Source organism: Chryseobacterium sp. WX, from assembly GCF_029542485.1.
Lineage (GTDB): Bacteria > Bacteroidota > Bacteroidia > Flavobacteriales > Weeksellaceae > Chryseobacterium > Chryseobacterium cucumeris.
Map to the genome: position 1 here is coordinate 5004766 of NZ_CP120710.1, position 11804 is coordinate 5016569.

10 protein-coding genes are annotated in these 11804 nt (G+C 35.9%); 2 read left to right on the top strand and 8 right to left on the bottom strand.

The window, feature by feature from the left end; all coding sequences use genetic code 11:
• Positions 1-56: 56 nt before the first annotated feature.
• Together PZ898_RS23035 and PZ898_RS23040 are read left to right on the top strand one after the other, a co-directional pair.
• The gene (locus PZ898_RS23035) at positions 57-1400 is read left to right on the top strand and encodes an ammonium transporter (protein WP_277694338.1); all 1344 of its coding nucleotides are present in this window, start codon (positions 57-59) and stop codon (positions 1398-1400) included.
• Positions 1401-1500: 100 nt separating this feature from the next.
• Positions 1501-2919, top strand: coding sequence for an L-serine ammonia-lyase (locus PZ898_RS23040; protein WP_123278110.1), 1419 nt, complete (start codon positions 1501-1503; stop codon positions 2917-2919).
• A 108-nt stretch (positions 2920-3027) separates the two neighbouring features.
• Here PZ898_RS23040 and PZ898_RS23045 read toward each other — a convergent pair whose 3' ends face one another.
• The 8 genes from PZ898_RS23045 to PZ898_RS23080 all read right to left on the bottom strand — a co-directional run bounded on the left by PZ898_RS23045 (position 3028) and on the right by PZ898_RS23080 (position 11643).
• Complete coding sequence (locus tag PZ898_RS23045; RefSeq protein ID WP_137905854.1) at positions 3028-3870, bottom strand: prephenate dehydrogenase; 843 nt, start codon at positions 3868-3870, stop codon at positions 3028-3030.
• 233 nt (positions 3871-4103) lie between these two features.
• Complete coding sequence (locus tag PZ898_RS23050; RefSeq protein ID WP_277694339.1) at positions 4104-4658, bottom strand: hypothetical protein; 555 nt, start codon at positions 4656-4658, stop codon at positions 4104-4106.
• A 31-nt stretch (positions 4659-4689) separates the two neighbouring features.
• Positions 4690-5427, bottom strand: coding sequence for a hypothetical protein (locus tag PZ898_RS23055; RefSeq protein ID WP_277694340.1), 738 nt, complete (start codon positions 5425-5427; stop codon positions 4690-4692).
• Positions 5428-5452: 25 nt separating this feature from the next.
• Entirely contained in the window at positions 5453-5920 is a 468-nt protein-coding gene (locus PZ898_RS23060; RefSeq protein WP_216445088.1) for a hypothetical protein, read from the bottom strand.
• Between the two features lie 27 nt (positions 5921-5947).
• Positions 5948-6997 carry a hypothetical protein gene (locus tag PZ898_RS23065; RefSeq protein ID WP_277694341.1) on the bottom strand — a complete coding sequence of 350 codons (1050 nt, stop codon included), beginning with the start codon at positions 6995-6997 and terminating at the stop codon, positions 5948-5950.
• Position 6998: 1 nt separating this feature from the next.
• Entirely contained in the window at positions 6999-9764 is a 2766-nt protein-coding gene (locus PZ898_RS23070) for a peptidoglycan DD-metalloendopeptidase family protein (protein ID WP_277694342.1), read from the bottom strand.
• A 3-nt stretch (positions 9765-9767) separates the two neighbouring features.
• On the bottom strand, positions 9768-10619 hold the full coding sequence (locus PZ898_RS23075; RefSeq protein ID WP_277694343.1) for a PAAR-like protein: 852 nt from the start codon (positions 10617-10619) through the stop codon (positions 9768-9770).
• A gap of 1 nt (position 10620) precedes the next feature.
• Positions 10621-11643 carry a LysM peptidoglycan-binding domain-containing protein gene (locus PZ898_RS23080; protein WP_062671285.1) on the bottom strand — a complete coding sequence of 341 codons (1023 nt, stop codon included), beginning with the start codon at positions 11641-11643 and terminating at the stop codon, positions 10621-10623.
• Positions 11644-11804: the final 161 nt, after the last annotated feature.

The following is an 11804-nucleotide window of genomic DNA, read 5'->3' on the forward strand; positions in this document are numbered from 1 at the left end:
AAATGTAGTTTTTATGGAATTTATATTTAAATTTGATAGGGTTAAATATAAATTTTATGAAAGTAGGATTAAAATGGATCATTTCATTCTCTGTTATCGCAATCGTTGCCATTGGGGGTTTATTCTGGAATCCGGCTGCCGATATTCCTGATACAAGGGAATTTTTAAGTGAAGATAAAATTGTCGGCGCTGATGTTGCCTGGATTCTGGCTGCGGCAGGACTTGTTTTGCTCATGACACCAGGGCTTTCCTTTTTTTACGGAGGAATGGTCGGAAGGAAAAATGTAATTTCTACCATGCTGCAGAGTTTTATTGCCTTAGGCGTTATCTCCATGGTGTGGGTAGTCGTAGGCTTTTCTTTATCTTTCGGTGAATCTATCGGGATTACAATAGCCGGAAAGCATTACGGTATCATTGGAAATCCGCTCAGTTATCCCTTTTTTAGCGGGGTAGGAAATCTACCTCATAAACTGATGGCTCCCACGATTCCTTTTATTCTTTTTGCCTTGTTTCAGATGAAATTTGCTGTTATTACTCCGGCAATTATTACCGGATCTTTTGCAGAAAGGGTTCGTTTTATATCTTATTTATTGTTCATTGTTCTTTTCAGTATATTTATTTATACGCCGCTTTGTCATATGGTGTGGCATCCTGAGGGGCTTTTAAACAAATATTTCGGGGTAAAAGACTTTGCAGGAGGAACTGTTGTGCATATGAGTGCCGGTTTTGCTGCACTTGCCGGAGCTTTGGTGGTAGGAAACCGGAAGAATCCTCATCATGAGCCGTCCAATATTCCGTATGTGCTTCTGGGAACAGGAATGCTGTGGTTCGGATGGTTCGGATTTAATGCCGGATCTGCTTTGAGTGCTTCTGCATCTGCGGCTACCGCTTTTGGAACAACTACCATTGCTTCTGCTTCAGCGATGATGACCTGGATCTTTTTTGACAGAATCAATGGGAGAAGTGTATCGGCCTTAGGAGCCTGTATAGGAGCTGTAGTAGGATTGGTAGCTATTACTCCAGGGTGCGGTTTTGTAAGCATTCAGGAAAGCCTTTTTATCGGATTTATCACAGCTATAGTTTCCAATCTGATGGTGAACTGGAAGGTTTTAAAAAAAGTAGATGATACCCTCGATGTTTTTGCCTGCCATGGAGTAGGAGGGATTATGGGAATGATTCTTACCGCCATTTTTGCTCATGGTGAAAATGCAAGTCTGCTTCATGGCGGGGTTGATGTTTTTCTTCATCATATGGCAGCCCTTGTTTTGGTTTCTGTTTTTACTTTTTTAGGTTCATTAATTTTATATAAACTTACCGATTCCATGATCACATTAAGAGTTTCTGAAGAGTCTGAAAATAAAGGGCTTGATCTTTCGCAGCATGAAGAATGCCTGCAATAGCTTTTATATTGTGATGATATGTTGATATCATTAAAAATTTGAAGGCATATTTCAGGATTTATCATGTATCTTTGTTTTTGAGGAAAATGACGAATCATTTATGGAATCAATATCGGTTTTTGAAATTATTAAAGTAGGAATAGGTCCGTCCAGTTCACACACGATGGGACCCTGGAACGCAGCAGCAGCATTTATCAGGATTATAAAAAGAGAAAGATCAATAGAAGAAGTTAAAGAGGTTTTTCTTGAATTCTTCGGCTCACTCGCAAAAACGGGAATCGGGCACGGAACTGATATTGCGGGAATGCTTGGTTTGAACGGGGAGGATTTTAAAACCATCAATACTTCAAAAATTGATGAAAAGATAGATTATATCAAGAGTACTCAAACCATTAACCTTGGTGGTGAAAAGGTAATTCCGTTCATTTACGGACATCATTTGGTTTTAAACATGAAAAAGAGCCTTGATTTTCATCCGAACGGAATGATCTTCAGAGCTGTTTTCGAAGACGGAACTGAACTTGTGCAGGATTTTTATTCTGTAGGAGGCGGTTTCATTGCCAGCCAGGAAAAAAACTCTATTCAGAAGCAGTGCGTACGTACACTGTATCCGTGTCATAAAGCTTCAGATATTGCAAAATACTGTGAAAAGCTGGGATTTGATAAAATGTCAGATTTGATTTTCATGAATGAAGAAAGTTGGAGAACCCAGGATGAAACTAGGCAGGAAGCACTTTATATCTGGCAGCAGATCAAAGAATGTATCTACAAAGGTGTCAATAAGGAGGGAGTTCTTCCTGGCGGACTGAATGTTTCCAGAAGAGCTGCAGGGATCAACAGAAAGCTGCTCGGAGATAAAATCTATAAAAACAAAGACGAATGGTTCCAGCAGGTAGTAGACGCTGAAGAGAACTTTACGAATATCAACAAATGGATTGCCTGTTTTGCACTGGCAGTGAATGAAGAGAATGCAAGCTTCGGAAGAATTATTACCGCACCTACCAATGGCGCAAGTGGAGTTATTCCGGCGGTATTGATGTACTCTCAGGCATTTACCCCATTTACGAGTGAGGAGGATATTATAAGATTCTTGCTTGTAGCGGGAGAAATCGGGACCTTATTCAAGAAAAATGCAACCATTTCTGCAGCGATGGGAGGATGTCAGGCGGAAATCGGAGTATCTTCTGCAATGGCAGCAGCTGGACTTACAGAAATCTTAGGAGGAAGTGTAGGACAGGTATTGATGGCGGCAGAAATTGCGATGGAACATCACCTTGGATTAACCTGCGATCCAATTAAGGGACTGGTACAGATTCCATGTATTGAAAGGAATACGATGGGCGCGATGAAAGCGATTACGGCAGCCAATATTGCACTGGAAAGTGATCCCACCAAAGCAAAAGTAACATTGGATGAAGTGATTCTGACCATGTGGGAAACCGCTCAGTCGATGAGCGACCGTTTTAAAGAAACTTCGGAAGGCGGACTGGCCATTGCAGTCAACGTTCCGGAATGTTAATAGAAATCATTTTATTTCAAAATATAAAACCCTTAGCCACTATGACTAAGGGTTTCTTAATAAAATAAAAGTAAAAACCGTCGGGCTTTTAGTATTGTATCAGGATTTTTATCTTAAAATTCCTCTGATTCTGTTGGCGTTGGAAATCAATTCTTCCAGATATTCATAGTTTTCTTTTTCAAGCGCAGATTTGAATTTTCTGAGCTGAGTGATATGTTCGTTCAGAACGTCCAGTACATTTTCTTTGTTTTGCTTAAAGATAGGAACCCACATTTCCGGATGCGACTTGGCAAGACGTACGGTACTTGAAAAACCGGAACTGGCAAGCTGGAAAATCGTTTCTTCTTCACGTTCTTTTTCCAATACGGTGTTGGCAAGGGCGTAAGATGTAATATGGGAGATATGGGAAATATAAGCAGTATGAACATCATGATCTTCTGCATTCATATAAATCATGTGCATGTCGAGAGCATTGACTACTTTTTCAACGGTAGCCAGAGCATCATCAGCCGACTCTTCCTTATTGCATATCACACCTGCTTTTCCCGAGAAACTTTCAGCAATAGCGGATTTCGGACCGTTGTTTTCAGTTCCCCACATCGGGTGGAACGCCACAAATCTTGACCGTTTCGGGTGGTTTTTTACCGCATGTACAATGCCTGCTTTGGTGGAGCCTGCATCCATTACCGTCTGCTGGTCAGACACAAGATCCAGAACAGAAGGCAATAGTTTTCGTGCAGCATCTACAGGAATAGCAAGAATAATCAGATCCGAATTTTTAATTCCATGTTCAAGATCTACTCCCGCATCAATGATTTTAAGTTCCAATGCGTCACTGATATGCTGTGTATTGTTATCGATTCCGTAGATGAAGCTGGCCAGGTTTTTCTCTCTTAATTTCAAAGCCATCGAACCTCCGATTAATCCTACTCCAATAATACTTATTTTCATCTTTTTCTATTTTTTAAAATAAAAAAACCTCGTCCCTAGGACGAGGTTTTAAATTATATTCATAAGAATCCCTATCCCAGAGCTGAGGTAAAAATTCTATAATAATATGTTCCGTTGTTAAAAATCACAGAGCAAAGGTATAAATATTTTTTTTAATGAGACGAAATTTTCTTTTCTAAATTATCTGGAGCTGGGATGAATTGTTTTTTTGAAGGTAGGAGTAGGCCAACTACTTATTTTTTATTAATTGAGTTTTGAAATTTTTTGACAAGGTCAGTTTCAAATGTTAAAATATCTTCTGGAATTTTCACAGTTTCTATTTCTCCTATTTGTTCCCATTTATTCTTTTCATATAAATAAAATGTTGTTTTTGCATTTTGTTTTGGTTCAAATTCTCCATCTTCCCCTCCTGTATAAGTGATGAATTTAACAGGTAAATACGAGGCAAGTACATAATAATCATTTTCTTTAATAAGATTTTTTATCGCTTTTGAATTTTGGGCATCATTTTCAAGGTTCGCGGATTTTGAAAAATAACCTCTCGAATTATTAGGATTCCAAAAATATTGAGTTTCATCTGTTTTTCCAATAAAGTCTACGCTGAAAAAACCTATTTTTTTATCTGAATAGGTGTATGTTGGGTAAGGATTGGAGATGTCTGGAATGAAAAAACCAGTTGCTTGGAATTTTACATCCAGAAAGTTTATATCATTATCTCTTTTTTTTTGACCTCTACAGGAGCAAAGGAAAAATATAATAAATAATAAAGTTAAAACGGGTTTCATCATTTGCTAGTTATATTTAGATGATATAACGGATTTATTTTATAAGATCAATTATTTTATTATTAATCATTTTATTATAATCTCCTTCAAAAAGTCCATTTTTATACTTTTTGTAATATTCTATTTTTGATATTGAAAATTCAAAGTAGGATTTCTCTTCTTTCTCATAATATTTTCCATCTAAATAATTAGGATAATTTTTGTAATCATTATCATTTTTAATAATGTACTTACTTGGTATTTCAACAAGAATACTATCTCCTGTTTCATAGATTTTTAATATATCAGAATAATTAATATTAGATTCTTCATAATCTGGTTTCCAGTACAATACCCTTTGTCCCAGCGGGTATAAAACTTTATTTTTATACAGATGTAATTTCCACCCAAAATGGTTTTCACCATTTATAGGAAACAAGATGATATAGTTTTTAGAGGTATTTGAAAAATATACAATAGGAGAAGAGGTTTCCAGATCTTCATTATTGATTTTCCTAATTATAGCCTTCTCTATGTCATTAAAAACAAAAGTTATAAGTTCATATCTGTTTTGATCACTTCCTTCAATAAGGGTATTTGAGACAGTGAAGTTTTTACAGTTTAATGTATAATTTGTTGATTCTGTACTTTCTTCGTCACAATTGATTTTAGTTAATTGAAGTAGTTTTTTAGTGTTATCTGACTTGCTTGAAACTTCAGATGTTGATGTTTCTCTTGGCTTGTCTGAACATGCAACAAGTATAAGTACAAATAGTATGAAGAACCTTTTCACGAAAGACTGATTTGTTTTATAAACGTTATTTTACTTTCTCTAATTCTGTCCATTCATGTAATACTGCTTCACTTCCTTCTCTTTTAATAAAATAGGCGTTGTTTTCTTTTTTTATATTAAAACCGCAGTTGTTATCATGTTCATTTATCAAATTGATTTCATTGTTTTGGATCTGTTTAATTTTATAATTTCCTTTACACAATGATGTATTGGCGTCTATATAGGCTAAGCCTGGTGTAATTGTTATTTCATAACAGGTTTCGGATTTAATAGAATCGTTTCTCAGATTTGCTTTACAAATGTTATAAAAGCCTTTGAAATCAATTATTTCTTTATTCATATTTACATTTGTTTTCATGGCAGGTTGAAACTGCTCCTCAATCAAAGTTGAGTTTTGTTCTTTTTTAGCATTTTCCCATTCCTTCTTGTTCCTTTCTTTACAACTCCAAAAGACGAAAGATGATAATATTAAATGGATTAAAAAGTTTTTCATTATTAATTGAAGTTTTATGGACTAATCTTAAGGTGCTCCTGCTTTATCAAAATCGCTTCCATACCACACCATTTCTTCTAAATAAGGTAAATTATAATATTTGTTTTGTTTGAAATTATTAGTTAGTTTAGCCCAGATTTGATCATGATATGCAACATTACAAAAACCTAAAATATATCCCCCCTGTCCATTATTCCATTCTTCAGGATTATTTTTCCAGTATTTCTTAAACAATGGATCTGTGGTATTTGCAGCATATCCAATTATTCTAAATAAGTCTTCTTCCCTCCATTCTGTACTCTCATCATCATAAAAATTAATAATAAGTTGGGTTACATATTTCGATAATGACATGGAATATGAATTATTACTACTAGCTGTGTTTTTTTGTATGTAATCTAGAATATCAGTATTAATTATTAATTTTCCCGATTTGTCTTTTGTGAAAATTAATTCACTGGTAATCTTATCTGGAGTTGCAATATTATCATTAAGAAAATTAATATTTAAGATAGCTTTCTTATCATCATTGTTATTAAGATTAGCTGCTTTTTCTATATCAAGTGAAAAGTTGCCAAGCTGAGGATTTAAGAATATATCAACTTTATCGTCTGTTTTTTTTATTTTAAAATTATATGCATTGTTCTCTTCGGTGTTGTTGATTACTTCATTTTTTCCTAAGAACTTTATATTGTTATTATTAACATAATAGACAAGAAATAGGTGTCCGTTTTCTAAAAAATTATCTATTAAAATAATTTTTTCATCATTGCTGCTTCCAAATAAAAAAGTTTCATATCCTAGATCACTTGAATTATTTAATTTATCAATGTAATTTTTATTATTATTGGTAAATAGGATCGAATTTTTATCAAAAGAAATTGATAAGTTTTTATTTTTATCAATACATTTATTTGAACTATACTTTTCACCAGTACAGTTTAATTGTTCCTGTTTAAAATCAATAGAATATAATGTTGTGAGTTTATCTATTTTTTCTTGTTTAGGACTATTTTCCTTACACGATAATAGATTAAAGAAAAATAATAGTATAAATAGATTCGTTAAATTTTTCATATTACTTACCTGCTGTTTTATCTTGTTTTTTTCTTTCAGCTTCCGAAAGCTGAGTCTCATTCTTATAATTAACATAGAAAGCTGGATTATAGCGTTCGGAATATCCAGAAGGATTTTGAGCACTTCTTATTTCAAAATGAAGGTGTGGCCCTTTAGTACCAGTTGCTCCAGTGTCGCCAGTTTTTCCTAATCGTTTTGTTTTATAATTTTCAATCGTAATTTCTTCATTTTGTGAAACATTTAGCTCACTTAAATGTGCGTACATCAAATAAACATCTTTACTTTCTGTAATTCCTTCATATTCGTCAAAATCACCATATCCTTCTATATCATATTTGTTTTTATCATAAGTCCTTTTTGATTTTACATAGTAGGGTTCGTAAGCTCGACGTTGTTTCTTAAATATTTCTAAATATTGAGAATCTACTTTTAAAACTAAACCTTTTCCGTATCCAGTTCCAGGAGACAAACTAACTACTTTACCAGGTAGGCATGCATATACGGGAGTTCCTTTTTCTGCAAACAAATCTATGCCATGATGAGGCCTTTTTCCATTGTCACTTCCAGGCATATCTGTTCTTACTCTTCCGAAAGCAGATCGCCATGGTCGTTTTAAGCCACCGAACGTATATATAGTAATCTGGGGATTCTCTAATGGGTTGTTCCAGATAGCATTTTTATCATCACCAGTTTTATTTTGTGGTTTAACTTCAGGACATTTATCAACTTCAAAAACTACTTTAGTTATTTTATAATGATCTTTTCTTTTCTTTCTTGAATTGGTATTTCTATTTATAATATTAACAATCAAATCTACAACATCATCATCTTTTAATTTTCCTGTTTCATCTGCCTTATCAAACATATCCTCTTTATACCAATCTGCCATACCTGTTAGGGCTGCCTCTTTTGGAGTATAGTCTCTATCAATCCCATCACTTATTTTAATATTCTCAGATGAGGCAAATTTATCAATCCTTTTTTGAATTTCGCCATATGTAGTTCTACCTGTTATTTGGAGCAGTCCTCTTCCTCTATAATTCCAAGTGTCTTCAGCAGATTTGTTACCCAACTCTGGCCGATTTCCATATGCTATTTCTGCAATTTTCTTTTGGTTCGCTACATATCCATTCCTTGAGCTTCTTCCGTACTGATAGGCTAGATCATTTGGAACTGTTTTAGAATTATCATCTGTTGGATTTCCATGTTTATCAACTGCTCTTCCTTGAGCATTTCTTTTTCTAAATGCTTTAAACTGAATTGGTAATGCTTCTGCTGAGTAATTTAAACCTTCTCCATGTATTGCACCCGATAAATCTAGCCCAGATTCTTCAATCGATTGAGCAAAAAAATGAGCTTTCCGTGCACAAGTATCTAATTTATAGATCTTTTTGTATTTGTTTAAAGTTTCTGCAAGTTCAGATAATAAAGTTTTATCTTTAACCTCTGAATATATCCTTTGTAATTGTTCAACAGTTATATCTTTCTCACAATTCGGACATTTTCCATTTTCTGGTTTTGGTTTCTGTGTATTCTGCACCCCCGCAGCACTCTTCACCTTCTCCACCTGCATCAGGCCTTCCGAATTTACCCCAAATTTCTGAGATTCTGCAGAAAGATCTTTGGAGATAATTTCGATGAAATAATTTTGTGTATCGGAGTCAGGGTCACCGATAGGGGAGTCTATTCCTTTTTCAAAAATATCTTTGGAAATGACAAATCCTGAAGTTTCATGTATATCAGCTGAAATTTTAATATTCCCACTTCTGAATACTTCATCATTGGAAGCCGTATCATATTCCCAGATGACATACTGAATATGCTTCTCTACCATATTTTTAGAGTGGATTCTTACCCTTACTTTATCACCTACAGCAACTTTGGAAAGTTCATTTCCTTTATCATCTATGAAAACCGCTTCTATAATATTGCCTTTAGGATCCGGCTGTTTGGGACCACCTCCTTGTCCGGCCGGAAATTTTGGCGTGTGTTTTTCAGGTTGCGGCTTGGGTTTTGGCTGGTTTTGAGGCTGGCCTTTATAATCCGGGTTGGCTACATCTACATTCACCTGGCTGGCTCCCTGAATTTGCCCTGAATAAGTGGCGGTAACATAATACTCATGATTCGCGCCTTCATTCCTGTCACCTTTCATCAGAAACTGATTGGCCATCTGACGAAGGATTTTTTCATCAGACATCAGAGGTATTGACACTTCTGCAATCCCTTTTTCATTGACGCGAGCCTTATAGCTGCGGGTGTGACGGTTGTTTTTGTTAATACTGGCATTGTGCCCTTTTCCAGGAGCGTCATCTTCCCAAAGATGAAACTCAATCTCTTTATTAAACATTGCAATACAATGAGCCTGCGCAATAAGAGTATCACGGTAGCTGGCTTTATTGACGTCTTTTGCTCCTCTGTTGAAGAGTACTACTTTATCAATCTTCGGAACTTTGTTGCTTGTTGGTATTAATACACAGCTTCCAGCCAGTTCTCTGGTAGAGGGAAGACCAGGTAAAATACCTTTTTTAGTTTCATAGACTTTCATTTGAAACTCTATTCCCAGTGCTATTTCCCCAAAGTTGTACGTTACCTTCTCACCGGTCTTTGGCTTTCCGGTGATGTCTTTCCAGCTTCCGTTATTTTGTTTCTTAAAAAGATACCATTCATAATCACCTTTAAGACCAAATGAAAGGCCTGAAGGTTTTATTTCGTAGGTATAGGTTGTTCCTACCAGAGGATTCTGATTCCCGATAATAGTTCCTGTCATGGCTTAGCTATAATAAAGTTGGTCTGTATCTCTTGTATCTTCCTTGAATTCATCAAAATCCACAACGGGATTATAAACCTGCTGTTCCTGCGTACTTGCTTTGGCAACCTGGCTTTTACCGACTTCGCTTTGCTGTCCGTGTTTGAGGATGGTTATTTTCCCTCCCGTACTGCACATGAGTTCTGAGATTTCCGTAAGACAGCTTTTCCCCATCACTTTTACTTTTTCATACGTCTTCTGCCACTTTCCGGCTGGAGCATAAGCACAAGGAAGATATCCTCCTGAAGTTGGCTTGAGCTTGCATTGTCCAAACGGCTGTGCCGCAGGATCGAGCTGAAGATCATCCTCTGTTACGGCCAGATAATCAGCGTTTCCTTCTTCATCATTCCAGTAGTGTTTCTGATGGCTGGTCACTTTAAATTTTGGAAATTTAAATCCCTGATTACATTGCACGGTTCCTTTCTGCACAATGAAATATTTTCCTTCATGAGGACTGGAACCACTGTCTTCTTTTTGATCTTCCTTTGCTTCTTTATCAGTTTGTTGTTCCGTTTTTCCGGATGACTGCTCTTCATTTTGTGGAGTTTCTTCCGTTGAATCTCCTTCATCAGAACCTACATTTTCTGTAGCTTCCTCCTGAGAAGATGCAGCCATATTTTGAGGTTCTATTTTTTCAGCCATGAGCTGTGGATCTTCCGGAATCAAGATCGTTTTTCCCGGAACAGGTTCCTGCATAACATCTTCCGGCGGACAGTGGAGATTATGGTAAGTTTTTAAAATACCTTCATTTTTCAGCTTAAACTGCCGGGCCAGAGAACTGAAAGTATCGCCTTTTTGTGTGACATAATTTTTCATATTATCCTTGTGTTATATTGATGTGATGTTGGTGTATCAATACCTCTTCATGGCTGAGTAGAACCGAGGCTTTAGCCTGAAGAAGATTCTTATTTTTAGTGTGAGTGGTGTATTCTAATACAATATTTCCTGAAGCCGGTCTTGCAGCCGGTTTTTTGAGCCTGATCCCGCGCATGATCTCCTGTGAGGTACATAATTCAGTGATTTTTCCGCTTAAAATAGTTAAAACAGAGTCCTCTTCTTTATTTTTATGTTCAGGTTTAATTTCACAGGCTACCGGAAATGAATTTTGTACAAAATAAAAAGATTCTGTCCACTTTATTTTTCTCCTGAACCAGTCTGTTTTGGGAAAAAGAGTCTGAAACAGCAGTGTACTCTGAAATTGCTGTAATAAAAACACTTCATTGCTGATGTTCCTTTCAAAAGAATCCATATAATTTCGAGCGACTTCACCTACATAAAACTCTTCAAGATCTTTACGCTGTCCGGTAAAAGTGTCCGTGATTTTTTTATGATCTGCCAATCCTTTTATCCTGCCTTGTTCATTAAGAATAAATTCAAGCGGCATAATACTTTTCATGCAGGCTATCGAAAGGCCGCTTACCTTATCATCAGGTTCATTTCCTCCTGATTTAAAGTCTCTCTGACTGTAGCTAAGGATATACAAACCTGTGTTTTGGTCTTTTCGGAGATTTACATCAATGGTATAATCGATGTTAACTGAAGATTCGAAAGAGGTTTCAAAAGTCTCATTAATACTATAAGTTTGGGCCCAAAAGGAATCAGAGAACTGGCCGGGAAGACTGTTATTCCTTTCATTTTCCTTCTGCGATTCTGTTTTAAAATGAGTAGGGACAAAAATATTTTTAACGTCATTAAGGTTTTCAAACCAGACTTTATCCATTTTCGGGCAATGGGAATTATGAAACAGCTTAAGCTCCTCACCGGTCATACCCAGCCGGGAAGCGATGGAGGTGAGCGTGTCTCCGTTTCGTACCTGATATTGTAAGAAATCAATTTCCATCCAATGTGAATTATCAGATAAAGCTATTAAAAAACACTGTTGGAAATAAATTTTTGGGGTTAAATTTTAAAAATTGTAGTAGAATTACGACATGAAACTGATGGTGTGAAGAAACCACCCCGAAAACGACCCCGTCAAAAATTCTTTGAATTTTCGCCACC

Coding starts and splice junctions, on each gene's coding strand:
- PZ898_RS23035 (WP_277694338.1), top strand. CDS start 57: ATGAAAGTAGGATTAAAATGGATCATTTCATTCTCTGTTATCGCAATC.
- PZ898_RS23040 (WP_123278110.1), top strand. CDS start 1,501: ATGGAATCAATATCGGTTTTTGAAATTATTAAAGTAGGAATAGGTCCG.
- PZ898_RS23045 (WP_137905854.1), bottom strand. CDS start 3,870: ATGAAAATAAGTATTATTGGAGTAGGATTAATCGGAGGTTCGATGGCT.
- PZ898_RS23050 (WP_277694339.1), bottom strand. CDS start 4,658: ATGATGAAACCCGTTTTAACTTTATTATTTATTATATTTTTCCTTTGC.
- PZ898_RS23060 (WP_216445088.1), bottom strand. CDS start 5,920: ATGAAAAACTTTTTAATCCATTTAATATTATCATCTTTCGTCTTTTGG.
- PZ898_RS23065 (WP_277694341.1), bottom strand. CDS start 6,997: ATGAAAAATTTAACGAATCTATTTATACTATTATTTTTCTTTAATCTA.
- PZ898_RS23070 (WP_277694342.1), bottom strand. CDS start 9,764: ATGACAGGAACTATTATCGGGAATCAGAATCCTCTGGTAGGAACAACC.
- PZ898_RS23075 (WP_277694343.1), bottom strand. CDS start 10,619: ATGAAAAATTATGTCACACAAAAAGGCGATACTTTCAGTTCTCTGGCC.
- PZ898_RS23080 (WP_062671285.1), bottom strand. CDS start 11,643: ATGGAAATTGATTTCTTACAATATCAGGTACGAAACGGAGACACGCTC.